At 72.5% G+C, this 25,493-nt stretch carries 21 protein-coding genes, 3 tRNA genes and 1 pseudogene; 10 read left to right on the top strand and 15 right to left on the bottom strand.

The window, feature by feature from the left end; genetic code table 11:
- Nucleotides 1-60 precede the first annotated feature (60 nt).
- The 4 genes from J7E94_RS08380 to J7E94_RS08365 form a co-directional block, all read right to left on the bottom strand.
- Complete coding sequence (locus tag J7E94_RS08380) at nucleotides 61-411, bottom strand: CU044_2847 family protein (protein ID WP_215013702.1); 351 nt, start codon at nucleotides 409-411, stop codon at nucleotides 61-63.
- Nucleotides 412-1,224: 813 nt separating this feature from the next.
- Nucleotides 1,225-1,301, bottom strand: a tRNA-Ile gene (locus tag J7E94_RS08375).
- Nucleotides 1,302-1,482: 181 nt separating this feature from the next.
- Nucleotides 1,483-1,555: transfer RNA gene (locus J7E94_RS08370), tRNA-Asn, on the bottom strand.
- Nucleotides 1,556-1,560: 5 nt separating this feature from the next.
- A tRNA-Asn gene (locus tag J7E94_RS08365) sits at nucleotides 1,561-1,633 on the bottom strand.
- A gap of 145 nt (nucleotides 1,634-1,778) precedes the next feature.
- On the opposite strand from J7E94_RS08365, the gene J7E94_RS08360 reads away from it, so the two are divergent.
- The 4 genes from J7E94_RS08360 (at nucleotide 1,779) to J7E94_RS08345 (ending at nucleotide 7,668) form a co-directional block, all read left to right on the top strand.
- Nucleotides 1,779-2,081 carry a YtxH domain-containing protein gene (locus J7E94_RS08360; RefSeq protein ID WP_215013701.1) on the top strand — a complete coding sequence of 101 codons (303 nt, stop codon included), beginning with the start codon at nucleotides 1,779-1,781 and terminating at the stop codon, nucleotides 2,079-2,081.
- Nucleotides 2,082-2,227: 146 nt separating this feature from the next.
- Nucleotides 2,228-3,697 carry an FGGY family carbohydrate kinase gene (locus J7E94_RS08355; protein WP_215013700.1) on the top strand — a complete coding sequence of 490 codons (1,470 nt, stop codon included), beginning with the start codon at nucleotides 2,228-2,230 and terminating at the stop codon, nucleotides 3,695-3,697.
- A gap of 318 nt (nucleotides 3,698-4,015) precedes the next feature.
- Complete coding sequence (locus J7E94_RS08350; protein WP_215013698.1) at nucleotides 4,016-5,749, top strand: ABC transporter ATP-binding protein; 1,734 nt, start codon at nucleotides 4,016-4,018, stop codon at nucleotides 5,747-5,749.
- Nucleotides 5,746-7,668, top strand: coding sequence for an ABC transporter ATP-binding protein (locus J7E94_RS08345; RefSeq protein WP_215013685.1), 1,923 nt, complete (start codon nucleotides 5,746-5,748; stop codon nucleotides 7,666-7,668). Before J7E94_RS08350 ends, J7E94_RS08345 begins: the two co-directional genes overlap by 4 nt.
- A gap of 94 nt (nucleotides 7,669-7,762) precedes the next feature.
- On the opposite strand, the gene J7E94_RS08340 is transcribed toward J7E94_RS08345, so the two are convergent.
- The 6 genes from J7E94_RS08340 to J7E94_RS08315 form a co-directional block, all read right to left on the bottom strand.
- On the bottom strand, nucleotides 7,763-8,842 hold the full coding sequence (locus J7E94_RS08340; RefSeq protein WP_374224411.1) for an RNA polymerase sigma factor: 1,080 nt from the start codon (nucleotides 8,840-8,842) through the stop codon (nucleotides 7,763-7,765).
- Nucleotides 8,843-9,023: 181 nt separating this feature from the next.
- The gene (locus J7E94_RS34315) at nucleotides 9,024-9,647 is read right to left on the bottom strand and encodes a hypothetical protein (RefSeq protein WP_251056326.1); all 624 of its coding nucleotides are present in this window, start codon (nucleotides 9,645-9,647) and stop codon (nucleotides 9,024-9,026) included.
- Nucleotides 9,648-9,727: 80 nt separating this feature from the next.
- Nucleotides 9,728-11,809: a molybdopterin oxidoreductase family protein gene (locus J7E94_RS08330; protein ID WP_215013684.1), complete on the bottom strand. Its 2,082-nt coding sequence runs from the start codon at nucleotides 11,807-11,809 to the stop codon at nucleotides 9,728-9,730.
- A 46-nt stretch (nucleotides 11,810-11,855) separates the two neighbouring features.
- Nucleotides 11,856-12,236, bottom strand: coding sequence for a hypothetical protein (locus J7E94_RS08325; protein WP_215013683.1), 381 nt, complete (start codon nucleotides 12,234-12,236; stop codon nucleotides 11,856-11,858).
- Between the two features lie 91 nt (nucleotides 12,237-12,327).
- Nucleotides 12,328-13,098, bottom strand: coding sequence for a glucose 1-dehydrogenase (locus J7E94_RS08320; RefSeq protein WP_215013682.1), 771 nt, complete (start codon nucleotides 13,096-13,098; stop codon nucleotides 12,328-12,330).
- Between the two features lie 87 nt (nucleotides 13,099-13,185).
- The gene (locus J7E94_RS08315; protein ID WP_374224410.1) at nucleotides 13,186-13,938 is read right to left on the bottom strand and encodes a vancomycin high temperature exclusion protein; all 753 of its coding nucleotides are present in this window, start codon (nucleotides 13,936-13,938) and stop codon (nucleotides 13,186-13,188) included.
- Between the two features lie 318 nt (nucleotides 13,939-14,256).
- Between J7E94_RS08315 and J7E94_RS08310 the strand changes: the two genes are divergently transcribed.
- Nucleotides 14,257-14,976: a sirohydrochlorin chelatase gene (locus J7E94_RS08310; protein ID WP_215013680.1), complete on the top strand. Its 720-nt coding sequence runs from the start codon at nucleotides 14,257-14,259 to the stop codon at nucleotides 14,974-14,976.
- 23 nt (nucleotides 14,977-14,999) lie between these two features.
- On the opposite strand, the pseudogene J7E94_RS08305 reads toward J7E94_RS08310, so the two are convergent.
- Nucleotides 15,000-16,011 (bottom strand): annotated as a pseudogene (locus J7E94_RS08305) (RNA-guided endonuclease InsQ/TnpB family protein).
- A gap of 136 nt (nucleotides 16,012-16,147) precedes the next feature.
- On the opposite strand from J7E94_RS08305, the gene J7E94_RS08300 reads away from it, so the two are divergent.
- From J7E94_RS08300 to dnaG, 3 genes are all read left to right on the top strand, one after another.
- On the top strand, nucleotides 16,148-17,464 hold the full coding sequence (locus tag J7E94_RS08300; protein ID WP_215013678.1) for a deoxyguanosinetriphosphate triphosphohydrolase: 1,317 nt from the start codon (nucleotides 16,148-16,150) through the stop codon (nucleotides 17,462-17,464).
- A 93-nt stretch (nucleotides 17,465-17,557) separates the two neighbouring features.
- Complete coding sequence (locus J7E94_RS08295; protein ID WP_215013676.1) at nucleotides 17,558-18,832, top strand: FAD-dependent oxidoreductase; 1,275 nt, start codon at nucleotides 17,558-17,560, stop codon at nucleotides 18,830-18,832.
- Between the two features lie 34 nt (nucleotides 18,833-18,866).
- Nucleotides 18,867-20,768, top strand: a complete 1,902-nt coding sequence (gene dnaG, locus J7E94_RS08290) for a DNA primase (RefSeq protein ID WP_215013674.1) — start codon at nucleotides 18,867-18,869, stop codon at nucleotides 20,766-20,768.
- 15 nt (nucleotides 20,769-20,783) lie between these two features.
- On the opposite strand, the gene J7E94_RS34310 is transcribed toward dnaG, so the two are convergent.
- Nucleotides 20,784-21,236, bottom strand: coding sequence for a gamma-glutamylcyclotransferase family protein (locus tag J7E94_RS34310; RefSeq protein ID WP_308344713.1), 453 nt, complete (start codon nucleotides 21,234-21,236; stop codon nucleotides 20,784-20,786).
- A gap of 287 nt (nucleotides 21,237-21,523) precedes the next feature.
- On the opposite strand from J7E94_RS34310, the gene J7E94_RS08280 reads away from it, so the two are divergent.
- Together J7E94_RS08280 and J7E94_RS08275 are read left to right on the top strand one after the other, a co-directional pair.
- Nucleotides 21,524-22,066, top strand: a complete 543-nt coding sequence (locus J7E94_RS08280) for a hypothetical protein (RefSeq protein WP_251056325.1) — start codon at nucleotides 21,524-21,526, stop codon at nucleotides 22,064-22,066.
- Between the two features lie 130 nt (nucleotides 22,067-22,196).
- A complete protein-coding gene (locus tag J7E94_RS08275) occupies nucleotides 22,197-22,916 on the top strand; it encodes a class F sortase (RefSeq protein WP_215013670.1) in 720 nt (239 codons plus the stop codon).
- A 16-nt stretch (nucleotides 22,917-22,932) separates the two neighbouring features.
- Here J7E94_RS08275 and J7E94_RS08270 read toward each other — a convergent pair whose 3' ends face one another.
- The 3 genes from J7E94_RS08270 to J7E94_RS08260 are packed head-to-tail and all read right to left on the bottom strand — an operon-like array spanning nucleotide 22,933 to nucleotide 25,349.
- Complete coding sequence (locus J7E94_RS08270; protein WP_215013669.1) at nucleotides 22,933-23,709, bottom strand: TSUP family transporter; 777 nt, start codon at nucleotides 23,707-23,709, stop codon at nucleotides 22,933-22,935.
- A 36-nt stretch (nucleotides 23,710-23,745) separates the two neighbouring features.
- Nucleotides 23,746-24,030: a hypothetical protein gene (locus J7E94_RS08265; protein WP_215013668.1), complete on the bottom strand. Its 285-nt coding sequence runs from the start codon at nucleotides 24,028-24,030 to the stop codon at nucleotides 23,746-23,748.
- 23 nt (nucleotides 24,031-24,053) lie between these two features.
- Nucleotides 24,054-25,349, bottom strand: coding sequence for a ferric reductase-like transmembrane domain-containing protein (locus tag J7E94_RS08260; protein ID WP_215013667.1), 1,296 nt, complete (start codon nucleotides 25,347-25,349; stop codon nucleotides 24,054-24,056).
- Nucleotides 25,350-25,493 lie beyond the last annotated feature (144 nt).

Raw genomic sequence — 25,493 nt, 5'->3', positions numbered from 1 at the left:
AGCAGCGGGCAGCTCCGTCGCCGTGCCGCCGCCTGGCTGCTTATCGGCACTGTTCACGGCTCAGCCCGGATTTTCGTCTGCGTGAGAATGACCGGTGTCGTCCTTCTTCCACACCAAGGTCACCCGCAGATGGCAGCTGACCTGGCTCCTGGTGATCACCGCGCCGGCCTCGGCCGCGAGGTCGACACCGAACTCGACCGTGATTTTTTCCGGGCGGGCCTTGCGCAGCTGGTCGAGTGCGGCACGCGCCGCCTCCGTGATCGGCTCCAGAGCCCCTTGCAAAGTCCCCGGCAGGTCATGGACGGCATCGCCGATGCGACCGGCCTTCACCGGCCCCTCCACCGCAGACGCCGGGTCCTCGAGCAGAATGCAGCCTCCACCCTCCAGCGATATCCGAGCCAGTGCTGCCATACCGCCTCCTCCGACGTCGACGGCCGTGAACGTGCCTACTCCGTCGTCTCGACCAGCTTTACCCGACAGGGCATATGTGGCAGCCCGGAGTACGCCATGCGCATGAGACGGTCTGCCTGCGTTCAAGCTGTGCCGTCGGCTGCTCCGGCACCAACCGCACACCGCCTATCGACCGCGCTCGCGCTACTGGGACGCCGCCGACGAAGAGCCGATGGACTCCTGGTCCGCAAGGACTGGCTCAGGCGGCGGCGGACGAGAAGAGGAAGGCGGAGCGCGTGCTTCTGCGAGTCCGACGTCCAGAAGACGGCGTCCAAGTCTCGCGGAAGAGCCGTATGTCCGGCCTCCGCGAGGCCGACGTCCGGCCCAGCTGTTGGGAGCGAGGAGCCACGACCCATGAGCCATCTCTGCACGAGCCGGGTGCTTTTCTGGACCGTTTCCAGTACGGGCCGTTTCCCGCCGGTCCGCCGCGGTGGCCACATTACGACCCAGAGGTCGGCAGCCCCGGTCGACTGCTGCCGGACAGCACCTACTCCGCACCACTCGAGCAGCGCCTATCAGATGGTCCCGAGGTAGCGACTTCCGGTTCCCTGTGTCCTGCCAGCGTCCCGAATTCACGGCCAAGGCCGTCAGAGCCAGCCATCTCCGACCAGCTCGCGCGAACAGCGAGACCATGCATTCATGCAGGTCACCGCAGTGCCAGCCATCACAAACCGGTCCAGAACCAAACTGGCGGGCAGCGGATTCAGTCCGCTGAGCTGAAGTTGCCACTCCGACGCCTCGAAAGAGACGTTTCCGCAGGTCAGAGACCTGTACTGGTGGGGCGGGTGGGACTCGAACCCACGGCCGACGGATTATGAGTCCGCTGCTCTAACCGGCTGAGCTACCGCCCCTTCACGGCGTGGCGCGTACACGTGTGCGCGCCGTCTGCCGCAGCATAGCCGCTCATACGATCTCCTGCCTCGGATGCCTCGCATGATCGGCTTCGCCTGTGAGGGAGACCGCGCTGAGGGCTGCCCGGTTCCCCGCCAGGGCAAAAAAAGAAGAGGACCCAGGGGGTCCTCTTCTTCCTTGCTCCCCCGGCTGGACTCGAACCAGCAACCCTCCGGTTAACAGCCGAATGCTCTGCCAATTGAGCTACAGGGGACCGCGCTCCCCCGACTGGACTCGAACCAGTAACCTGCCGGTTAACAGCCGGCTGCTCTGCCAATTGAGCTACAGGGGATTGCTGCGGTGCATCGAACGGCCCACCTCCGGCCTTGCCGGGGGGCGAGCGCCCGTTGCGAGTCATAGATTAGCGCAAGCAGGGGGGTGCTCCGCCAATCGGTATCGACAGCAGGCCGGGCACCACACGACGAAAGGTGACAGGCATGCGGTACAAGGTCACGTTCGTAGTCGGACTGGCCCTCGGGTACGTGCTCGGGACCCGGGCCGGGCGCGAGCGGTACGAAGAGCTGAAGAAGTCCGCGCGGGAGCTCGCGCAGAACCCCGCGGTGCGCAATGCCGCCGAGGCGGCCGGGCAGAGCGGGCGCGAGTTCGCCGGGAAGGCCTTCGCCGCAGTGAGCGACAAGGTCGGCGACGCCGTACCGGCCGGGCTGGCCGCGCGGGTACGGGGACTGCGCGGCCGGTACGGCGGCGGCTCCGAGGACGAGTGGGGCACCAGCAACACCTGAGGTGCCGAGGTGACCCGGAACCCGCCCGTGTCCCGGGTCACCTGGGAGACCTGAGATTTCCGAGGCTGCCGCGGCCTCCGGGACCTATGGGATCCCGGGGGCCCGCGGCGGTGGAGACCGGGCCGGCGTGCGGCAGAATTCTCCGCATGGGGATAGTCGCCGGGCTGGACAGCTCTTCCGCGTTCACACGCATCGTCGTCTGCGACACCGAGACCGGTGCCGTGCTGCGCCAGGGGTACGCACCCCATCCACAGCCCGCCGGGGAACCGGACGGCGCGAATCCCCATGAGACCGATCCGCAGGCCTGGCTGCTCTCGCTCGGCGAGGCCGCCGGCGGCGGGCTCCTCGAAGGGGTCCAGGCCATCGGGGTGTCCGCGCAGCAGCACGGCCTGCTGCCGCTCGACGCGCAGGGCGGGCTCGTACGTCCGGCCCTGGTCGGCAACGACAAGCGCGGGCAGGTGGCCGCCGCCGATCTCGTCGACAGCCTCGGCGGCCGACAGGCGTGGGCTGAGGCGGTGGGTTCGGTCCCGCACGCCGCGCAGCCCCTGGCGAAGCTGGCCTGGCTGGCCCGCACCGAACCCGAGGCAGCCCGCCGGGTGGCCGTGCTGATGTCCCCGCACGACTGGCTGGTCTGGCAGCTGCTGGGCCGGCCGGCCCGCCGGACCACCGACCGCGGCGGCGCCTCCGGCACCGGGTACTGGTCGGCGGCCACCGGTTCCTGGCGCCCCGACCTGGTCGAGCTCGCCCTCGGGCACCGGGCGCTGCTGCCCGAGGTGCTCGGTCCGGCCGACGCCGCCGGGACCACGCCCGAGGGGCTGCTCATATCCGCCGGCACCGGCGAGACGATGGCCGCCGCGCTCGGGCTGGGGCTAGGCCCCGGCGACGCGGTGGTCTCGCTGGGCGCCTCCGGTTCGGTGATGGCGGTACACGACGAGGCGCTGTCGGAGCCCGGCGGTCTGATCACCTCCCTGGCCGACGCGGCCGGCATGCACCTGCCGGTGGTGAACACCTCCAATGCCGTACGGGCGCTGCGCGGCACCGCCGAGCTGCTGGGCACCGATCTGGAGGGGCTCTCCGAGCTCGCGCTCAAGTCGACGCCGGGTGCGCACGGCCTCGTACTCCTGCCGTACCTGGAGGGTGAGCGGACGCCGAACCTGCCGCACACCGCCGGGACCCTGTCCGGGCTGCGCCGGGACTCGATGAAGCCGGAGCACCTGGCGCGGGCCGCCTTCGAGGGCATGCTGTGCGGGCTGGTGGACGCGCTCGACGTGCTGCGCACGCGCGGGGTCGAGATCCGCCGGGTGTTCCTGCTGGGCGCGGCGGCCGAGCTGCCCGCCGTACAGGCCGCGGCTCCGGGGCTGTTCGGGACGCAGGTCGTCGTACCGGCGCCGGCCGACTACGCGGCGCTGGGCGCGGCGCGCCAGGCGGCGTGGGCGCTCGGTGTGGCGCAGGGCACGCTGGCCCCGCACACCCCGCCGGTCTGGCCGGCCCCCGCGGCGCAGGTGTTCGAGCCGCGCGAGGAGTTCCCGGCCTGGCAGGCGGTGCGCCAGCAGTACATCGCAACGCGGGAGCAGATCCACCCCGGCGCGTTCCAGCCGGGCGCCGGGGCGTTCTAGCGGCGCGCCGGGCGTTCCAGGCGGCGCGGGGGCGTTCCGGCCGGGCACCGCGGCGTTCCAGCGGCGCGCCGGGCGTTCCAGGCGGGCGCCGGGGCATTCCCCCGCGCCCAGGGGCATTCCCCCGGGCGCCGGGGCATTCCCCCGCGCCCAGGGGCGTTCCCGCCCCGCCCAGGGGCGTTCCGGCCGGGCGCCCCTAGGACCGGGGGCGCAGGCGGACTACTCCTTTTGACCGGGCTTTGCGAAAACCGGTGGGGATCGGGCCGCCGGTTGGCCGAAGATGGGGTGAACCCCCTCGATCTTGCCGACCGGAGCCTGCGCGTGCTCATACGACTTCTGCGGACCCATCTGGGTCCGTACCGGAAACCCATCGCCCTGCTGGTCCTGCTCCAACTGCTGCAGACCAGCGCGAGCCTCTACCTGCCCACGCTCAACGCGGACATCATCGACAACGGTGTCGTCAACGGGGACACCGGCTACATCCTGCGCTTCGGCGCGCTGATGCTCGGCGTCTCGCTCATCCAGCTCGTCTGCAACGTCGGGGCCGTCTACTACGGCGCCCGCACCGCGGCGGCCTTCGGCCGGGACGTCCGCGCCGCCGTCTTCGACCGCGTGCAGAGCTTCTCCGCGCGGGAGCTCGGCCAGTTCGGGGCCCCGTCCCTGATCACCCGTACGACGAACGACGTCCAACAGGTCCAGATGCTCGTGCTGATGACCTTCACGCTGATGGTCTCGGCGCCGATCATGTGCGTGGGCGGCATAGCAATGGCGCTGTCCCTCGACGTGAAGCTGTCGGGCGTGCTGCTGGCCGTCGTCCCCGTCCTCGGCCTGGCGGTCGGCGCGATCGTCCTCAAGACGCGCCCGCTGTTCCGCCGGATGCAGGAGCGCCTGGACACCGTGAACCGCGTGCTGCGCGAGCAGATCACCGGCAACCGGGTGATCCGCGCCTTCGTCCGCGACGACTACGAGAAGGACCGCTTCCGGGCGGCCAACGAGGATCTCACCGGTGTCTCGCTGGCCGCCGGCAAGCTCCTCGCGCTGATGTTCCCCACCGTCATCGTGGTCGTCAACATCTCCAGCGTCGCCGTCATCTGGTTCGGTGCGATGCGCATCGACAGCGAGGGCATGGAGATCGGCCAGCTGACGGCCTTCCTCGCCTACCTGATGCAGATCGTCATGTCCGTGATGATGGCCACCTTCATGTTCATGATGGTGCCGCGCGCAGAGGTCTGTGCGGAGCGCATCCAGGAGGTCCTGGACACCGACTCCAGCGTGGTCCCGCCCACCGACCCGGTACGCAAGCTCCTGCGGCACGGCATGCTGGAGCTGCGCGGTGCCGACTTCCGCTACCCGGGCGCCGAGGCGCCGGTGCTGCGCGGCGTGGACCTGGTGGCCCGCCCCGGCGAGACCACGGCGGTCATCGGCTCCACGGGCAGCGGCAAGTCGACCCTGCTGGGCCTGGTTCCGCGGCTGTTCGACGCGACCGGCGGCGAGGTGCTGGTCGACGGCGAGGACGTCCGCCGGCTCGACCCCGAGCTGCTGGCCAAGACGGTCGGCATGGTCCCGCAGAAGCCGTACCTCTTCTCCGGAACCGTCGCCTCCAACCTCCGCTACGGGCGCCCCGACGCGACCGACGAGGAGCTGTGGCGGGCCCTGGAGGTGGCCCAGGCCAGGGACTTCGTCTCCGAGCTGGAGGGCGGCCTGGAGGCCCCCATCACCCAGGGCGGAACCAATGTCTCCGGCGGCCAGCGCCAGCGGCTCGCCATCGCCCGCACCCTGGTGCAGCGCCCCGAGATCTACCTCTTCGACGACTCCTTCTCGGCCCTGGACTACGCGACGGACGCGGCGCTGCGCGCGGCGCTCGCCCGCGAGACCGAGGACGCGACCGTGGTGATCGTCGCCCAGCGGGTCTCCACGATCCGCGACGCCGACCGGATCATCGTCCTCGACGAGGGCCAGGTGGTGGGCGAGGGACGCCACCACGAGCTGATGGCCGGCAATGAGACCTACCGGGAGATCGTGCTCTCCCAGCTGACGGAGGCGGAGGCCGCATGAGCGGGCCCGGAGGACGGATGATGATGGGACCGGCCCAGCGGTCCATGGACTTCAAGGGCTCGGGCAAGCGGCTGCTGCGCCAGCTCGCCCACGACCGGGCCAAGATCTGGGGCATGGTCCTGGCCGTGGTCGGCTCCGTCGCCTGCGCGGTCGTCGGGCCGAAGATCCTCGGCGAGGCCACCGACCTGGTCTTCGCGGGGATCGTGGGCCGTGAGATCCCGGCGGGCCTGACGAAACAGCAGGCGCTGGAGGGCATGCGCGCCGACGGCCACGGCGGCATGGCGGACATGCTGTCCGGCACGGACTTCACCCCCGGCAAGGGCATCGACTTCGGCGCCGTCGGGGTCGTGGCCATCTGGGCGCTGGTGGTCTTCACCGTGGCGGGCCTGCTGATGCTGGTCGCGACGCGCCTGTCGAACCACATCATGAACGGCACCGTGTACCGGATGCGCGAGGAGCTCCAGGGGAAGCTGTCGCGGCTGCCGCTGTCGTACTTCGACCAGCAGAAGCGCGGCGAGGTGCTGAGCCGGGCGACGAACGACATCGACAACATCGGGCAGACGCTCCAGCAGACGATGGGGCAGCTGCTCAACTCGCTGCTGACCATCGTCGGCGTGCTCGCGATGATGTTCTGGATCTCGCCGCTGCTGGCGCTGGTGGCGCTGGTGACCGTACCGCTCTCGGTCTTCGTCGCGGCGAAGATCGGCAAGAAGTCGCAGCCGCAGTTCGTGGCTCAGTGGAAGACCACCGGCGTGCTCAACGCGCACATCGAGGAGATGTACTCGGGCCACAACCTGGTCAAGGTCTTCGGCCGGCAGAAGGAGTCCGCGGCGGTCTTCGCCGAGCAGAACGAGGCGCTGTACCGGGCCTCCTTCAAGGCGCAGCTGGTCAGCGGCATCATGCAGCCGGTGATGTTCTTCATCTCGAACATCAACTACGTCCTGATCGCGGTCGTCGGCGGTCTGCGGGTCGCCTCGGGCACCCTGTCGATCGGTGACGTTCAGGCCTTCATCCAGTACTCGCGGCAGTTCTCGATGCCGCTGACGCAGGTCGCCTCGATGGCGAACCTCGTGCAGTCCGGCGTCGCCTCGGCGGAGCGGGTGTACGAGCTGCTGGACGCGGCGGAGCAGGAGCCGGACGCTGAGGTTCCGGAGCGGCCGGAGACCCTGCGCGGCCAGGTGACACTCGACAAGGTGGCCTTCCGCTACGAGCCGGACAAGCCGCTGATCGAGAACCTGTCGCTGAGCGTCGAGCCCGGCCATACGGTCGCGATCGTCGGCCCGACGGGCGCCGGCAAGACCACGCTCGTGAACCTGCTGATGCGGTTCTACGAGGTCACGGGTGGGGAGATCGCCCTGGACGGCGTGGACATCGCGAAGATGACCCGCGAGGAACTGCGCGGCGGGATCGGCATGGTGCTCCAGGACACCTGGCTGTTCGGCGGCACGATCGCGGAGAACATCGCGTACGGGGCTTCGCGCGAGGTGACGCGCGCCGAGATCGAGGAAGCCGCGCGGGCGGCGCACGCCGACCGGTTCATCCGCACCCTGCCGGACGGCTACGACACCGTGCTGGACGACGAGGGCGCGGGCGTCAGCGCCGGCGAGAAGCAGCTGATCACCATCGCCCGGGCGTTCCTGTCGGACCCGGTGATCCTGGTGCTCGACGAGGCGACGAGCTCCGTGGACACCCGTACCGAGGTGCTGATCCAGAAGGCGATGGCGCGCCTGGCGCACGGCCGTACGTCCTTCGTGATCGCGCACCGGCTGTCCACGATCCGCGACGCGGACGTGATCCTGGTGATGGAGAGCGGCTCGATCGTGGAACAGGGCACGCATGAGGAGCTGCTGGAGTCGGGCGGCGCGTACGCGCGGCTGTACGCGGCGCAGTTCGCGCAGGCGGTCGCCGAGGTCGACTGACCGCGGGCCGGCAGGGTGGGGGCGTCCTTCGGGGCGCCCCTTTCCCGTTTCCCGTTTCCGGCTGTCCCCTCGACCGTCGGTGCCGTCCGTCCCGTCAGTCCAGGTAGCCCCTCAGCTGGTCGGCGAAGGCATGGTCGCGCAGTTTGTTGAGGGTCTTGGACTCGATCTGGCGGATCCGCTCGCGCGTGACGCCGAAGATCCGGCCGATCTCCTCCAGGGTGCGGGGACGCCCGTCGTCGAGCCCGTACCGCAGCTGGACGACTTTGCGCTCGCGCTCGCCGAGGGTCGACAGCACCGCTTCGAGGTGCTCGCGCAGCAGGAAGAAGGCGGCGGACTCCACGGGTGACGCGGCGTCGCCGTCCTCTATGAGGTCGCCGAGCGCGACATCGTCCTCCTCGCCGACCGGAGCGTGCAGGGAGACCGGCTCCTGGGCGAGGCGCAGCACCTCCATGACCCGCTCGGGGGTCAGCTCCAGGTGGGCGGCGACCTCTTCGGCGGTGGGCTCGTACCCGCGCTCCTGGAGCATGCGGCGCTGGACGCGCACGACGCGGTTGATCAGCTCCACGACGTGGACGGGCACGCGGATGGTCCGGGCCTGGTCGGCGAGGGCCCGGGACATGGCCTGCCGGATCCACCAGGTGGCGTAGGTGGAGAACTTGTACCCGCGGGCGTAGTCGAACTTCTCAACGGCCCGTATGAGCCCGAGGTTCCCCTCCTGCACGAGGTCGAGCATGGTGAGCCCGCGGCCCACGTAGCGCTTCGCGACGGAGACCACGAGCCGCAGGTTCGACTCGATGAGGCGGCGCTTGGCCATCCGGCCCATGACGACCAGCCGGTCGAGGTCCACGGCGAGCCGGGAGTCGAGATCCGGGGTGCCGGCGAGCTTCTCCTCGGCGAACAGCCCGGCTTCGACGCGCCGCGCGAGGTCGACCTCCTCGGCGGCGGTGAGCAGCGGGATCCTGCCTATCTCGCGCAGGTACTGTCGGAACAGATCGGCGGAAGGACCCGCTCCGCCCGCACGGTCGCCGCCGCTGCTGCTGCGCCTGCGCTGTGTGGGCACCGGCTCGATCAGCTCGAGAGGCTCTGGCTCGTCGTCCATGGCCTCGGCCTCGCGCTCGGGCTCATCGGTCACGATCAGGGGCTGGGTCTGGGTCTGCACGGGGGCGACCTCCAGGGGTCCGAGGACTCAGGCACCGCAACTCAGTGTGGGGTACGGCACATCGCTGCCACGAGGGGCGTGCGGGCATTTTCTGCAATCGGTGCGTGACCGCATGGTTACCCCCCGGCGGGAATCCCGATGCGGACCGGACGCATGTCCGACAAGATCGACTTCATGTACGAGTACGAAACCCACGTCACGGTGCGGTGCGGTGCGGGGACGCGGAGGCGCTGGGCCGCCTCGACGCCTGGGCAGGGGCACGGGAGTTGAAGGTGACGCACCTCATGCTGGAGCGGGGCCGTATGGTGTCCCAGCCGATGCTGACCCTGCGGGACCGCACCGGCCACGAGGCCCTGGTGCCCGCGTTGCGCGAGGCGGGCTTCGACCCGGTGCGGGTCACGGTGGAAACGGTCCTGGTGCCGCAGTCCTCGGGGGTGTCCGGGCTGAGGTAGAGCACGGCGGCGTAGCGGCACACGGTCCGGGAGTCGGTGTGCGGGCGGGGCTCGCACTCGTCCTTGCCGACGACCTGGACGCAGTTGTGGTTGAAGGTGCCGGCGCCGGCCGGGTTATCGGCCCAGATCCGCGGCGCGCCGGTGGCCTGGCGCACCAGCCGTTCCACGCGGGCCAGTTCGGGCGGTTCCAGTGCGGGCATGGCGCGCAGGCCCGGCCAGGGCTCTGGCTTGTGCGGGGCGCCCTGGACCCAGTCGTCCTTCGCCAGGCAGCGGGCCCGCACGGAGTCCGCGTCCGGAAGGACGTCGTCCAGGACCCAGTAGTCGCGCCCGCGGGTCGGCTTGCGGTACGGGAGGGGGCGTATGGGCATGGCGGGAACGGTAGTTCGCCGCACACGGGCCGTTGGCCAAAGCGGTGGCCAAGACTGCGGCAAGAAATCGTCCGAGGCCGCTACACCGGCTCGACGCGGACCGCGCAGACCTTGAACTCCGGCATCCGGGACACCGGGTCCAGTGCCGGGTTGGTCAGCGTGTTGGCGCGGCCCTCGCCCGGCCAGTGGAACGGCATGAAGACCGTGTCCGCGCGGATGGTGTCGGTGATCCGGGCCGGGGCCACCGCCCGGCCGCGGCGGGAGGTCACCGCCAGCGGGCTGCCGTCGACCGCGCCGATGCGGGCGGCGAGCCGGGGGTGGAGTTCCACGAAGGGGCCGGGGGCGGCCTCGTTGAGTTCGTCCACCCGGCGGGTCTGGGCGCCGGACTGGTACTGGGCGACCACGCGCCCGGTGGTGAGGAGGACCGGGTACTCCGCGTCGGGGACCTCGGCGGCCTCGCGGTGGGAGACGGGGACGAAGCGGGCCCGGCCGTCGTCGGTGGCGAAGCGGTCCAGGAAGAGGCGGGGCTGCCCCGGGGAGTCCGGCGGGCAGGGCCAGAAGACGCCCTGTTCGGCCTCGATGCGGGAGTAGGAGATGCCGGAGTAGTCGGCGGGGCCGCCGGCCGAGGCGCGGCGCAGCTCCTCGAAGACCTCCTCGGGAGCGGTGGGGAACCCCTTCTCCACGCCGAGCCGGGCGGCCAGGCCGTGCAGGACCTCCAGGTCGGTGCGGACGCCCGGCGGCGGGGTGAGTGCCTGCCTGCGGAGCAGGACGCGGCCCTCCAGGTTGGTGGTGGTGCCGGTCTCCTCCGCCCACTGGGTGACGGGGAGGACCACGTCCGCGAGGGCGGCGGTCTCGGAGAGGACGACGTCGGCCACGGCGAGGAAGTCCAGGGAGCGGATGCGGTCCTCGATGTGGGCGGCGCGGGGGGCGGAGACCACCGGGTTGGAGCCCATGAGGAGGAGGGCCTTCACGTCCGTGCCGAGTGCGTCGAGGAGTTCGTACGCGCTGCGGCCCGGGCCGGGCAGGGTGTCGGGGTCGACGCCCCAGACCTCGGCGACGTGCGCGCGGGCCGCCGGGTCGGTGAGCTTGCGGTAGCCGGGGAGCTGGTCGGCCTTCTGACCGTGCTCGCGGCCGCCCTGGCCGTTGCCCTGGCCGGTGAGGCAGCCGTAGCCGGAGAGCGGGCGGCCGGCACGGCCGGTGGCCAGGCAGAGGTTGATCCAGGCGCCGACGGTGTCGGTGCCCTTGGACTGCTGCTCGGGACCGCGGGCGGTGAGGACCATGGCGGATTCCGGGGCGCAGAACAGGGCGACGGCCTCGCGGAGCTTGGGCACGGGGACGCCGGTGATGCGCTCCACCAGCTCGGGCCAGTGGGCCATGGCCGCGGCCCGGGCCTCCTCCCAGCCGGTGGTGCGCTCGGCAATGAACTCCTCGTCGGTGCGGCCCTCCGCGACGACCAGGTGCAGCAGGCCGAGAGCGAGCGCGAGGTCGGTGCCGGGGCGCGGGGCGAGGTGCAGGTCGGCCTGGTCGGCGGTGCGGGTGCGGCGCGGGTCGATGACGATCAGGGTGCCGCCGTTGGCCTTGAGCTCGGTGAGGTAGCGCAGGGCGGGCGGCATGGTCTCGGCCAGGTTGGAGCCGACGAGGATCACACAGCCGGTGCGGGGGATGTCCTCCAGCGGGAAGGGCAGGCCCCGGTCGAGCCCGAAGGCCCGCTGGTGCGCGGCGGCGGCCGAGGACATGCAGAAGCGGCCGTTGTAGTCGATCTGCGAGGTGCGCAGGGCGACGCGGGCGAACTTGCCGAGCGCGTAGGCCTTCTCGTTGGTGAGCCCGCCGCCGCCGAAGACCCCGACGGCGTCCGGCCCGTGCGCGCGGCCCGTGCGGGCGAGGCCCGCGGCGACGGCGTCGAGGGCCTCCTCCCAGGTGGCCGGTTCGAGCGTCCCGGCGTGGGTGCGGACGAGCGGCTCGGTCAGGCGCACCCGGGAGGAGAGCACAGCGGGGGCGGTGCGGCCCTTGCCGCACAGCGCGCCCCGGTTGACGGGAAAATCCGCACGCTCCTCCACCGCCACGCCCACCCCGCCCGGCTCGGGCCGGAGGTTCATCCCGCACTGCAGCGCGCAGTACGGGCAGTGCGTGGCGATGGCGGGGGCGGCTTCCGGGGTGTGCATGGAGCCCAGCGTGCGTCGGCGGTGTTACACCGGCCGCCGTCCCGCGTTACGAGTCGGGGTGCTCTGCCTCAGCACCGGCCGGGGGCTGCGGTGAGGCCCGCCGCAGCGGTGGACGATCGACGATCTCGACGTACACGATCCGGCCGTCGATGACATCGATGTTCAGGAAGCCGTTGCCCGGGTCGAGGGCCACCATGCGGTGACCGGGGCCGTAGGGCGTGCCCTCCGGATGCGGATGCGTACGGATGCTCTGGCAGAAGCCGTCCCCGCAGCCGCACGCCTCGACCAGCCGGAGGTCGTACGCACAGAGGGCGAGGTCGCGCTCGTCCTCCTCCTCCAGGAGCCGCACGAGCTCGGACGCCAGATCCGGGAAGACGTCACGGACTAGGGGTGCGTCCTGTTGTACGAGGGGGGACTCCTGTTCCACGGGCCGGACCCTATGCCGGCGGGCCGGCCGGGGCACCCGGATAGACGGCCTGGCCGTCGGTGTGCCCGCCCGGCTCGGCCGGCCGGCCGGGCTACTGGCCGGTGAGGTACTTCACCGTCAGGCCCGCGGTCCAGCCGCCGTCCACCGCCAGCTCGGCGCCCGTCATGTAGCCCGCGGCGTCCGAGAGGAGGAACGCGATCGCGGCGGCGATCTCCTCGGGGACTCCGACGCGGCCCAGCGGGGCGCCGGGGTAGTTGCCGTCGCCCGTCCGGATGCCGATGGGGGCGGTCATCGGGGTCAGCGTCATGCCGGGGTGGACGGAGTTGACACGGATCTTCGCCTCGGCGAGCTCGACCGCACCGATCTTCGACAGGCCGCGCACGCCCCACTTGGACGCTCCGTAGCCGGCGGTGAGGGCCAGGCCGGTGAGGCCGGCGGCGGAGGAGATGTTGACGATGGATCCGCCGCCGTTCGCCCGGAGCAGCGGGATCGCGGCCTTGATGCCGATGAACACGCCGACGAGGTTGATCTCCACGACCTGGCGGAAGTGCTCGACGCTCTCGTGCTCCAGGAACTGGCCGGTGGGTATGCCGGCGTTGTTCACCAGGCCGTCCAAGCGGCCGAACTCGGCGACCGCGTACTCCAGCGCCGCCTGCCAGTCGGCCTCGCTCGTCACGTCGTGCCGGAGGAAGCGGGCCGCGTCGCCCAGCTTGGCGGCCGTCTCGGCGCCCTCCGCCTCCAGGATGTCGGTGATCAGCACCTTGCCGCCGCCGTCCACGACGGCCTGCGCGGCCGCCGCGCCCAGCCCGCAGGCCCCACCGGTGATGACGACGGCCTTGCCGCTCAGATCCACAACAGCCACGGGTTCCACACCTCTGATGCTCGTGCCGACAGGACCGGGAGAACCTACAGACCGGCATATGACTAATCGGCATAGTCGGCTGCGGCGTCAGTCTGCCAGAGCGCCCAGGGCCTGCGACACCCCCTGCTCCTTCGGCCCCATGAAGCGCGGCTCGGGCTTGAAGGCCGCGTCCAGCGCCGCCTTGCCGGCCGCGAAGACCTCGCGGGTCCCGCCGTAGTACCAGGTCGCGTCGTGCTCGTCGGGCACCCCGACCCCGTACGAGTCCACGCCCGCCGCCTCGCACAGGGCGACGGCCCTGCGTATGTGGAAGCCCTGGCTGATCAGCACCGCCCTCTCGACCCCGAATATCTCCTTGGCCCGTACGCACGAGTCCCAGGTGTCGAAGCCGGCGTAGTCCGCGACGATCCGCTTCTCCGGCACCCCGTGTGCCGTGAGGTACGCGCGCATCGCATCGGGCTCGTCGTACTCCGTGCGGCTGTTGTCCCCGGTGACCAGCACGACCTTGACCTTCCCGGCGCGGTACAGCTCGACGGCGGCGTCGAGCCGGCCGGCCAGGTAGGGGGTGGGGCGGCCGTTCCACAGGCCCGCCCCGAACACCACGGCCACCCCGGCGGCGGGCGCGTCGGCCGTGGTCCGCAGCCGGTCGGCGGCCGCCGCGTGCGTCCACGCCGCGGGCAGCAGTGCCAGCACGCAGCCGGCCATCACGACCTGCACGGCCCGCCTCCGGCCCCGGACACCCCCGCCACGGCGGACCCCCCGGACGCCTCGGGCGCCCCGCACGCCCCGCGGCAGCCCCGGCCGCCGTCCCGCCACCGACCGCACCCAGCCCGGCATCTCCATGATCGATCCCATCCCCCATCACGCCTCACGCCTCACGCCCAACATCATTCGCACGGACTGACGAACCGGCACGGCCCCGCAGTTCCACCCTCCCCTCCTTTCACCCGTACGAATGAGCGAGTGAGCAGCCGGAAAACACCCGTCACCCCGGCGCAACGCCCCGGCAACCTCCGGCGCGCAGGATCGGTCCATGACGGAGCCGGTGCACCCTCCCGAGTCCCCCGCCCTCCCCTTCGACAGCGCGGTCGAACTGCTCAGCCGCATCACCGTCCAGCTGGGCACCCAGCTGGACGGCCTGCGCCGACCCGGAGTCCGCCCATGCAGCCCACCCTCGTCGCCGTCGCGCACGGCAGCCGCGACCCGCGCGCCGCGCACACCGCCCGCGCGCTCCTCGACCTCGTCCGCGAACTCCGTCCCCGGCTCCATGTCCGGCTCGGGCACATCGAGCTGAGCGAGCCGCCGCTCGACGAGGTCCTGCGGGAGCTGCGCGGCGAGGCCGTCCTCGTCCCGCTGCTCCTCGGCCGCGGCCACCACGTCAAGCGCGACCTCCCCGCCTTCGCCGCCCGGGCGGCCCACCTGCGCACCGCCGTCGCCGCCCCGCTCGGCCCGCATCCGCTGCTCGTCGAGGCCCTCCACGAACGCCTCCTGGAGGCCGGCTGGACCACCGGTTCGGCCGTCGTGCTCGCCTCCGCGGGCTCCCGCGACCCCGAATCAGCCGTCGACACCCGCCGTACCGCGGCCCTGCTCGCCGAGCGCCTCGGCGGCGTCCCGGTGGTCCCCGCCTACGCCTCCGCCGCCGCGCCGACCGTCCCCGACGCGGTCCACGCCCTGACCGCCCGCGGCCACCACCGGATCGCCGTGGCCTCGTACTTCACCGCGCCCGGCCGGTTCGCCGCCCAGTCCGCGGCGGCCGCGCCCGGCTCCGCCGCCGCGCCGCTGGGCTGCCATCCGGCCCTGGCCCGCCTGCTGCTGCACCGCTACGACCAGGCCCGCGCCCTGCTCCGCGACCCCGCGCGGCCGGAACTCGTCTCCGCCTGATCCGGATTTGTCAGAGGTTCCGGTTACCGTCTCTTCGTGACTCCTCCCCGCCGTGAGGGGCGGGGCTTCTCGCCAGGCCGGTGGGACTTCGCGACGGACCAGCCCGGCCCGGCCTTCGCGGCGGCCCCGTTGAGCAGGAAGGTTCCCGGTTGGCCGGGGTCGGGCTTAGGCGCGGGGGCTTTGGTCATGTTGCGGATCTCGAGGTCCTCGTGCGCGATCACGTCGTATTCGCGGACCGAGTCCAGCGCGGTCTTGTGAGCGTGATCCAGGCGCTGACGCCGGACCTTGCGGTGCAGGGCGGCAACGCGCTGCACGACCTTCTTACGCCGGTTACTACCTCGCTCGCAGCGGGCCAGGGCCTGCTGTGCGGCTTCAAGCTTGGTGGCGACACGGCGGCCGTGGCGCGGGTTGGGTACGTGCTGACCTTTGGACGTGGTGAGAAACGATGCGATACCGAGGTCGATACCGACTGCGGACCCCGTCTCCGGCAGCGGTTCGGGCCGGTCCTGCCCGGCGGTCAGCACCACGTACCAGCGCTTGCCTTCGCGCTTGACCGACACGGTCTCGACCCGGCCGACCACCGGGCGGTGCTGGTTCACGCGGACGTGCCCGACACCCTGGAGGCGGACCGGGTCACCGGATCGTGCGGGGTCGAGTCCCAGCGGCAGCCGTCCCCGTCCTTGGCGAAGTCGACCGTGTCGAACCAGCCGACCCCACGGAACCGGGGATAGCCCGGGGTGTCGACGGACTCGACCCGGCGGAAGAACGCGGCGAACGCCTTGTCGAGACGGCGCAAGGTCGCCTGCTGCGAGGAGAACGACCAGCGCCCCTGAGCTCCGGGTCGAACGCCCGGATCTCCTTGAGCTGCGCGGACTGCTGCCCCTACCGGATGCTCGTCTTCGACACATGCCGGTAAGCGTCCCGGCGTTCCTGCAACGCCCCGTTGTAGAGCGAGCAGTGATCCCGCAGCATCTCGCCGAGCGCGATCGTCTGACCCACGGTGGGCCGCATGAGGAACTTGTACGCACGGATCACCCAGCCCACCCCCTCAGATCGATGTGATTGAGCCTAGACCTGACCACTGACATTCCTACCGGCTCCCGCACCTCCTGCCCACGGATCCCATGCGCGCCCCGCCTGAAGGCCGGGGAATCCCTGCGAAGATTGGAGGATGGAAGGCACCGCGCACGCCCCCGCAGACCCCCTGTACGACTCCGCGGCCACCGAGCGCTGGGCCGCCGAGCCCGACAAACGGCCGGGCAGGACGGCCTTCCAGCGCGACCGCGCCCGCGTCCTGCACTCCGCCGCGCTGCGCCGCCTCGCCGGCAAGACCCAGGTCGTCACCCCCGGCACCCGCTCCTACGACTGGGACGCGAGCCCCCGTACCCGCCTCACCCACTCCCTGGAATGCGCCCAGGTCGGCCGGGAGCTGGGCGCCGCGCTCGGCTGCGATCCCGACCTCGTCGAGGCGGCCTGCCTCTCCCACGACATGGGCCACCCGCCCTTCGGGCACAACGGCGAGGAGGCACTCAACGAGTTCGCCAAGGACTGCGGCGGATTCGAGGGCAACGCCCAGTCGCTGCGCCTGCTGACCCGCCTGGAGCCCAAGCGGTTCGTGCCCGACCCGGCGAGCGGCGAGCTCGTCAGCGTCGGCCTCAACCTCACCCGGGCCTGTCTGGACGCCGCCACCAAGTACCCGTGGGCCCGCGGGGACCACCCCACGGACCCCGGCTCGGTGAAGTTCGGCGCGTACGAGGACGACCTGCCGGTCTTCGAGTGGCTGCGCCGCGGCGCGCCCGCGGACCGCAAGTGCTTCGAGGCCCAGGTCATGGACTGGGCGGACGATGTCGCGTACTCCGTCCACGACTTCGAGGACGGCCTGCACGCGGGCCACCTCGACCCCAACCTCCTCTTCGCCGAGCCCGAGCGCGAGGCGATCTGGCGGGTGGCCATCGGCCGGTACGTGCCCGCCGCCACCGAGCCGGAGGAGCTCCGCGAGGCCCTGGACCGGCTGATGGAGCAGGAGTGGTGGCCCCACGGGTACGACGGTTCCGCCGTCGCCCAGGCCCGTCTGAAGGACGCGACCAGCCAGCTCATCGGCCGCTTCTGCCTCGCGGCCGAGGGTGCCACCCGCGAGGCGCACGGTTCCGGCCGCCTCACCCGCTACGCCGCCGAACTGGTGGTCCCGCGCGAGGCCCGCAACGAGTGCGCCGTGCTCAAGGCGGTGGCCGACCTGTACGTCATGCAGCGCGACGAGCAGGAGCGGATCCGCGCCGACCAGCGCATCGTCCTGGCCGAACTCGCCGAGGCCCTCAGCGGCCGCGCCCCCGAGGGCCTGGATCCGCAGTTCCGCGCCCTCTTCGACGCGGCCCCCGACGACAAGGCCAGGAAACGGGCGGTCATCGACCAGATCGCGTCCCTCACGGACGCAGCGGCCCGCTCCCTGCACGCGCGCCTCACCCAGCGCACCCGACGCGCCGAAGGGTGAGCTGATCGGGCCACTCCCCCTTCACGCGGCAGGCTCAGTGCGGGACGCTCGCATGTGGTCGCATGTGGCGGAGAGGTTATGAGGAGGCATCAGGTGGTCGACGCACACCGGACATTCGTCATCGTCGGCGCGGGGCTGGCCGGGGCAAAGGCGGCCGAAACGCTGCGGGCCGAGGGGTTCACGGGGCGGGTGATCCTGATCGGCGACGAGCGCGACCATCCCTACGAACGGCCCCCGCTCTCCAAGGGGTACCTGACGGGCAAGGACGACCGCGACAGCGTCTTCGTCCACGAGCCGTCCTGGTACGCGGCCTCCGACATCGAGCTGCACCTCGGCCAGCCCGCGGTCCAGCTGGACCGGGACGCCAAGAAGGTGGTCCTCGGCGACGGCACCGCCCTCCACTACGACAAGCTGCTGCTGGCCACCGGCGCCGAGCCGCGCCGCCTGGACATCCCGGGCACGGGCCTGGCCGGGGTGCACCACCTGCGGCGGCTCGCGCACGCCGAGCGCCTGCGCAACGTGCTGGCCACCCTGGGCCGGGACAACGGCCACCTGCTGATCGCGGGCGCCGGATGGATCGGCCTGGAGGTCGCCGCCGCGGCGCGCGGGTACGGCGCCGAGGTGACCGTGGTCGAGCCGGAGGCCACCCCGCTGTACGCGGTGCTCGGCCCGGAGGTCGGCCGGCTCTTCGCGGACCTGCACACCGATCACGGGGTGCGGTTCCACTTCGGGGCCCGGCTGACGGAGATCGTCGGCCACGACGGCATGGTGCTGGCCGCCCGTACGGACGATGGGGAGGAGCATCCGGCGCACGTGGTGCTCGCCGCGATCGGGGCCGCGCCGCGGACGGCGCTCGCCGAGACCTCCGGGCTGGCCCTGGTGGACCGGGAGCACGGCGGCGGGATCGCCGTGGACGCCTCCCTCCGTACGTCCGACCCGGACGTCTACGCGGTCGGGGACGTGGCGGGCGCCTACCACCCGGCGCTCGGGACCCGGCTGCGGGTCGAGCACTGGGCGAACGCCCTGAACGGCGGACCGGCGGCCGCGCGGGCCATGCTGGGGCAGGAGGTCGCCTACGACCGGGTGCCGTACTTCTTCTCCGACCAGTACGACGTGGGCCTGGAGTACTCGGGGTACGCGCCGCCCGGCGGCTACGACCAGGTGCTGGTCCGCGGGGACGTGGGCAAGCGGGAGTTCATCGCCTTCTGGCTCTCGAACGGGCGGGTGCTCGCCGGTATGAACGTGAATGTGTGGGATGTCACCGAGCACATCCAGGCCCTGATCAGGTCGAAGACGCCCGTGGACCGCGACGCCCTGGCGGACCCGTCCGTTCCGCTTGCCTCGCTGGTCCCGGCCGAGGGTGCCTGACGGGTTTGCCGGTGTCCGGCCGTAGACTTCACGCGTGGCAGGACGGATCAACGACGACGACGTGAAGGCGGTACGGGACGCGGTCCCGATCGACGCCGTGGTCTCCGACTACCTCCAGCTGCGCAACGCGGGCGGCGGCAACCTCAAGGGCCTGTGCCCCTTCCACGACGAGAAGTCCCCGTCCTTCCAGGTCAGCCCCAGCAAGGGTCTCTACCACTGCTTCGGCTGCCAGGCGGGTGGGGACACCCTCGACTTCATCATGAAGATCGACCACCTCTCCTTCTCGGAGGCGGTCGAGCGGCTGGCCGGCCAGGCCGGCATCACCCTGCGCTACGAGGAGGGCGGCTACACCGCCGGCACCAGCGGCCGGGGCGAGCGCATCCGCCTGGTCGAGGCGCACAAGGCAGCCGCCCAGTTCTACGTCGACCAGCTGGACAGCCCCGAGGCGGAGATCGGCCGCAAGTTCCTGGCGGAGCGCGGCTTCGACCAGGGCGCGGCCGCGCACTTCAGCGTGGGCTACAGCCCGGCCGGCTGGGACCACCTGACCCGCTTCCTGCGCGGCAAGGGCTTCAGCGACAAGGAGCTGATCACCTCCGGGCTCGCCCAGGACAGCCGCAGCGGCAAGCCCATCGACCGCTTCCGCGGCCGGCTGATGTGGCCGATCCGCGACATCAGCGGCGAGGTGGTCGGCTTCGGCGCGCGCAAGCTGCGCGACGACGACAACGGTCCCAAGTACCTGAACACCCCCGAGACGGCGATCTACAAGAAGTCCCAGGTGCTGTACGGCATCGACCTGGCCAAGAAGGAGATCGCCAAGACCTCCCGGGCCGTGGTGGTCGAGGGCTACACGGATGTGATGGCCTGCCACATGGCCGGGGTCACCACCGCGATCGCCACCTGTGGCACGGCCTTCGGCGGGGACCACATCAAGATCCTGCGCCGGCTGCTGATGGACAACGCCACCGCCGAGGTGATCTTCACCTTCGACGGCGACGCGGCCGGCCAGAAGGCGGCGCTGCGGGCCTTCGAGGACGACCAGAAGTTCGCCGCCGAGACCTCGATCGCGGTCACCCCGGGCGGCATGGACCCCTGCGACCTGCGCCTCGCCCAGGGGGACGCCGCGGTCTCCGGGCTGGTGGAGTCCCGTACCCCGCTGTTCGAGTTCGCCCTGCGGCACATCGTCGCCCGGCACAACCTGGAGAACCCGGCCGGCCGGGCGGCCGCCCTGGACGAGGCCGCTCCGGTCGTCGCCAACATCAAGAACATCGCGATCCAGCACGAGTCCGCGGTCCAGCTCGCGGGCATGCTCGGCATCCGCGACGAGCAGTTCGTGGTCAAGCGCGTCGCGCAGCTGGCGCGCTGGGCGCGCGAACGCGGCAACCAGCCCCCGCAGCAGGGCCGGGGCCGCCCGTCCTACGAGGCCGCCCCCGCTCCCGCCGGCCGGCCGGCCGGCGGCCCGGCGCTGAACCTGCGCAGCCCGGCCCACCGCACCGAGCGCGAGCTGCTGAAGCTGGCCCTCCAGCGCCCGGCCCTGGTCTCGCCCGCCTTCGACGCGTACGGCATGGACGAGTTCACCGCCCCGCCCTACGCGGCCGTGCGCCAGGCCATCCAGGACGCGGGGGGCGCCTCGCTGGGCACGGACGACTACCTGGCGCGCGTGCGCGACGCGGCCCCGAACGACACCGTCCGCGCGCTCGTCACCGAGCTGGCCGTCGAGGCCATCCACGCGAAGACGGTGGACGAGGTCTACGCCGGCGTCCAGCTGGTGCAGGTCCGGCTGCGCGCCGTCGACCGCCGGGTCCACGAGATCCAGGGCACAATGTCCCGGCTGGGCCCGCAGGCCCCGCCGGAGCAACTGGCCGCGGTCCAGGAGGAGCTGTGGGTGCTCCAGCAGTACGGGCAGCGGCTCCGCAACCGCGGCGCCGAAGGCCTGTAACAGAGGTGACAGCCCTCAGCGCCCCAGCCAGTCGCCGCCCGGTATCTCGGTGCCCGATTCCCGCAGGTCGCGGGCGAGCAGCGGGGACGCCAGGTAGACCCAGGCACGGACGGGGGCGCCGTCGGGGCGCAGGGCCTGCCGGGCGATCCGGTCGTAGATGTTGCCCGGGCGTCCCGGGCCCTCGTACTCCTCCAGCCGGTCCAGGGCGGCCAGCAGCTCCCCGTAGGCGCCCGGGGCGGCGGTGATCAGCTCCCCGACGACGGCCGAGCCGGGACGGTGGACCGCGAACGGGTAGCCGGGGCCGTCGTAGAGCGCCGCGTCCGGGAGGCGGGCAGGCTCCTCCACGACCGTGCGGCCGCGCAGGAAGAGCTCGTGGTTGACCTCGCCCGGGCGGAGGGTCCCGTAGACGAAGAACGGGAGCGGAACGGGCGGAGCGAACGGATCCGGCGGCCGAACGACCGATGTCACGGGGGCCCTCCCTGGGATACGGCGCGACAGTCCACGGGCCGGGACCAGAGTCCCGACGTGCCCGCACGCCACCACCGTACGCACCGCTGCTGCGCAACCTCGCGGTGGCCGTCCCCCGTCACCCGGACGGCGCGGGTGCCACGGATGGCCGTGTGGCCGGCGTTGACCTGCGGAAACGGCCCGGGCGCGGGGTGTGGGCGGGCCGACCTGACGGGACATCAGCAGGCGCGCGGCAGGCGGGCCGGGTTACCTCGGAAGCACGACCCCGTGTCCCCAGGGAGAGTCCCATGCGCCGACGTACCGCCCACGCGCTGACGGCGACCGCGTTGACCGCAGCCGCGTTCACCGGCCCGGTCGCCGGTGCGGTCGCCGCCGCGGATCTGGGCATGGTGGGCTTCGCGCCCGGCGACTTCGCCGCGCTGGAGGTGTGGCCCAAGTCCGCCGCCCCGGGCGCCACCGTCACCGTGAACACCACCGCCTGCGGCTCCGGCAGCCACGCGGAGGGTGATGCCACCACGGTGGGCGGCGGCCGGTTCAAGCTGGTTCCGGGCACCCACAAGGAGGTGGTCGTGGGACAGTTCCAGGTCGCCCACGCCACCCGCCCCGGCACCTACGACATCGGGGTGACCTGCGCGAACGGCAAGTTCGCCACCGGCGACCTGGTCGTCACCGAACGCGGCCCGCAGGGCCACGTACGGACCGGGGTGGGCGGTGGCACGACCACCACCACCGACCCCGCCAAGATCGCGGCGGGAGCGGCAGTGCTGGCCGCCACCGCCGTCGGCGGTACCTGGCTCCTGCGTCGCCGGGCGAGCGGCACGCAGAGCTGACGGACGCCCACCGCGGCTCCGGCCGTGGTCCGACCGGTACCGTCCCCGTCGCCCGCCCCGCGAGGTCCCCCCCGTTCGCGGGGCCGGGCGACGGCCTGTCACCCCGAAACGGAAGCCGAGGGGGTACGCAATGGGTGGCGATTTCGGTGGCGTCCGGGGGCGCGACCGGCAGTCCTGGCCCACGGCCGGCAACGGCCCCCGATCGGGCGCCCGCGCGCCGAACCGAGCCGTCCGCACCCTGTCCCCCCGCCACGGGGGACTCGTCGCGCTCGCTGCCTGCGTCGGCATCTGGCTCGTCACCAGCGGCTCCCGCGAGCCGATCGGGCCGCCGCTGCCCTCCCCGGCCGAGGCCCTGACCGCCGCCGGAGCCACCGGCCCCGGTATCGCGCCGCTCCCCGGCTCCCCGCCCACCCGGATCCGGATCCCTTCGATCCGCGTGGACGCCCCGCTGACCGGGCTCGGCCTGGAGCCGGGCGGCAGTCTCGAAGTGCCCCCGCCCGCCCGGCGCGATCTGGCCGGCTGGTATCGCGACGGCACCACCCCGGGCGCCCCCGGCACCGCCGTCATCGCCGGGCACGTGGACAACGCGGCCGGGCCGGCGGTCTTCTACAGCCTCGGCGCACTGCACCGCGGGGCCGCCATCGAGGTCCCGCGCGCGGACGGCCGTACCGCCGTGTTCACGGTCCACGCGGTCGAGGTCTACGACGCCAAGGCCTTCCCCGACACCCGCGTGTACGGGCCCTCGCAGCGCGCCGAGCTGCGGGTGATCACCTGCGGCGGCGGCTTCTCCCCGCGCACGGGCTACCGCGGCAACGTGGTCGTCTTCGCCCACCTCACCGGTACGTACTAGAACCCGCTCCGGCCCGTCAGCCCCACTGCTCCAAGCCGAGCTTGACCACGAGGGCGCCCACCACCGTGAGCAGCACGCCCCGGACGAAGCCGCTGCCCTTCTTGAGGGCCATGCCCGCGCCGATCATGCCGCCGGCCAGGTTGAACACCGCCATCAGCGCGGCCAGCTGCCACAGCACCATGCCCTGGTACGCGAACATCGCGAGCGCCCCGGCGTTGGTGCAGCAGTTGACGATCTTGGCGGTCGCGGAGGCGGTGACCAGGTCCAGGTGGAGCAGCGCGGTGAGGGCGAGTACCAGGAAGGTGCCGGTGCCCGGCCCGATGAGGCCGTCGTAGAAACCGATGCCGAGGCCGGCGAGCCCGATGGCGAGCAGCACCCGCTGCCGGCTGACGGGCGAGGCGGACGGGGCGGTGCCGAAGGCGGGCCGGAAGAGGACGAAGCCGGCGACGACCACCAGGACCACCATGATCAGCGGCCGGAGCGCGTCCTTGCTGATGCCCCCGGCGAGCGCGGCGCCGCCCATCGAGCCCGCGAGCGCGGCGAGGCCGATGCGGGCGGCGAGTTTCACGTTCACCGGGGCCTTGCGGACGTAGGTCACGGCCGCGCCCGCGGTGCCGACGATGGCCACCGCCTTGTTGGTGCCGAGGACGGTGGCGGGGTGGGCGTTCGGCAGGCCCAGGAGGAGGGCCGGCAGGAGCAGCAGGCCGCCGCCGCCCACCACGGCGTCGATCCAGCCGGCCGCCGCGGCGGCCACGCACAGCATGATGATCATGGTCATTGATATGTCAGGCACCATCCGACCCTATGGACCTGTCGGCCACAGGAGCCGTCAATCCCCGGAAAGTTGCGCAAAGGTTGAGCTTTGGCGGGCCGGCGCCCGGTCCGGGGCCACCGGAGCCGCCGGCTCCACGACCGCCGTCAGCACACTGACGGCCGGCACGCTCGCCAGGCCGAGCCCGGCCGCCAGCCGCTGCGCCGGGGATACGGACGCCGGCGCGGAGCGGCGGCGGTGCCGGCCCGGGGCGGGGGCGGGCACGGCAGCGGGCACGGGGGCCGATGCGGCGGCGGGCACGGCGGCGGGCACGGACAGGGCGATGTGCAGCGGGTGACGCACGGCGCGGCGGGTCCTCTCGTCGGTCAGAAGCCGAAGCACTCGGAATGGATTCGTCCGGCAGGCACCCCGACCCGCAGCAGGGCGGCCCGGGTCGCCTCGGCCATCCCCGGAGGCCCGCACAGGTACACGTCGTGCTCGGGCAGGTCCGGCACCAGAGCGGCCAGCGCCCGCGGGGCGAGCGGGTCGTAGGCCGCGTCCGAGGGCCCGAGCAGGTAGTGCAGCCCGGCCTGCCGCTCGGCGGCGATGGCCTCCAGCTCGGCGCGCAGGACCAGGTGCTCCTCCGCCCCGGCCCGGTAGAGGAGGGTGAGGTCCCCGGGGCCGCCGGGCAGCGTCTCGAACAGGGCCCGCATCGGGGTGATCCCGACCCCGCCCGCGATCAGCAGCACCTTCGGCCGGGTCCGCCGGGCGGCAGTGAGCACCCCGAACGGCCCGGTGGCCAGCACCCGCGTGCCCGGGTGCAGCCGGCGGATGCGGCGGGAGTGGCCGCCGAGCCCCTTGACGGTGATCCGCAGGGTGTTCCCGCGGACCGGCGCGGACAGCGAGAACGGCAGGGCGGTGTGCCACAGCCGCCGCTGAAGGAACCGCCAGCGCTGGAACTGGCCAGGCTCCGCGCGCAGTTCCGCGAGGTGCTCCCCGTACACGACGACGGAGACCACCCCGGGCCCCTCGACCCGGACCTCTGCGACCCGCAGCGCGTGCCGCAGGGCCTGCCGTACGGGGACCACGGCCCGGTACCAGAGCAGCAGGACGGCGACCACGGTGTGGGCGAGGGCCCAGAACCAGGCGGCGAGGGCGAGATCGGGCCCGGCGAGCTGGTGGCCGAAGGCGAGCGCGGCGGCGAGGTAGGCGAGGAGGTGCACCCCGCGCCAGGTTTCGTGCGAGACCCGGCGGCGTACCGCACGGGCGGAGGTCACACCGACCGCGGCCAGGAGGACGGCCCCGGCCGCGGCGGCGGCGAGCGCGGGGTAGCCGAGCAGGTCCCGGACGGCGGAGACCACATCGATTCCCCCGTGCACGGCGTATCCGAGCAGGGCGAAGAGCCCGTGCCCGAAGCAGAGCATGAGCACGTGGCGGCCGCCGAACGCGTGCCGGCGGGCGAGCCGGTCGGCGCCCACCCCGTGCTCGACGGCGGGCACCCGGGCCATCAGGAACAGCAGCACCAGCACCCCGTACCCGGCGAGCAGCCCGGTCAGGTGCGCGGCGGTGGCGAACAGGGCGTCGGGCCGGGCCGAGGGGCGCACCTGGGCCGCCCACAGCAGGGCGACCACCCCCGCCCCTCCCAGGATCCCGCTCCTGACCCGCCCTGCCGCATCTCGCATGCGGATCACGCTAAGGGCCGCAACGGCGGTGGCGAGGGCCCTTAAGGCGGCCTTGAGGAAGGCCTCACGGACGCTTGACCCGGACGCTGAGGTGGGCGTTCCCGCCGGGTAACAGGGGCGATCCGGCGGGGAAACAGCGAGCGC

Origin of the sequence: Streptomyces sp. ISL-94, from assembly GCF_018614075.1 — a bacterium.
Classification (GTDB): Bacteria; Actinomycetota; Actinomycetes; order Streptomycetales; family Streptomycetaceae; genus Streptomyces.
The sequence above is the reverse complement of the archived record's forward strand: the minus strand, read 5'-3'. Positions and strand labels throughout refer to the sequence as shown.

Excerpts from the sequence above, each read along its gene's own strand:
- J7E94_RS08280 (WP_251056325.1), top strand. The coding sequence starts at position 21,524 with ATGCGCCGACGTACCGCCCACGCGCTGACGGCGACCGCGTTGACCGCA.
- J7E94_RS08260 (WP_215013667.1), bottom strand. The coding sequence starts at position 25,349 with ATGCGAGATGCGGCAGGGCGGGTCAGGAGCGGGATCCTGGGAGGGGCG.
- J7E94_RS08300 (WP_215013678.1), top strand. The coding sequence starts at position 16,148 with ATGGAAGGCACCGCGCACGCCCCCGCAGACCCCCTGTACGACTCCGCG.
- J7E94_RS08310 (WP_215013680.1), top strand. The coding sequence starts at position 14,257 with ATGCAGCCCACCCTCGTCGCCGTCGCGCACGGCAGCCGCGACCCGCGC.
- J7E94_RS08315 (WP_374224410.1), bottom strand. The coding sequence starts at position 13,938 with ATGGAGATGCCGGGCTGGGTGCGGTCGGTGGCGGGACGGCGGCCGGGG.
- J7E94_RS08275 (WP_215013670.1), top strand. The coding sequence starts at position 22,197 with ATGGGTGGCGATTTCGGTGGCGTCCGGGGGCGCGACCGGCAGTCCTGG.
- J7E94_RS34315 (WP_251056326.1), bottom strand. The coding sequence starts at position 9,647 with ATGCCCATACGCCCCCTCCCGTACCGCAAGCCGACCCGCGGGCGCGAC.
- J7E94_RS08360 (WP_215013701.1), top strand. The coding sequence starts at position 1,779 with ATGCGGTACAAGGTCACGTTCGTAGTCGGACTGGCCCTCGGGTACGTG.
- J7E94_RS08355 (WP_215013700.1), top strand. The coding sequence starts at position 2,228 with ATGGGGATAGTCGCCGGGCTGGACAGCTCTTCCGCGTTCACACGCATC.
- J7E94_RS08380 (WP_215013702.1), bottom strand. The coding sequence starts at position 411 with ATGGCAGCACTGGCTCGGATATCGCTGGAGGGTGGAGGCTGCATTCTG.
- J7E94_RS08345 (WP_215013685.1), top strand. The coding sequence starts at position 5,746 with ATGAGCGGGCCCGGAGGACGGATGATGATGGGACCGGCCCAGCGGTCC.
- J7E94_RS08330 (WP_215013684.1), bottom strand. The coding sequence starts at position 11,809 with ATGCACACCCCGGAAGCCGCCCCCGCCATCGCCACGCACTGCCCGTAC.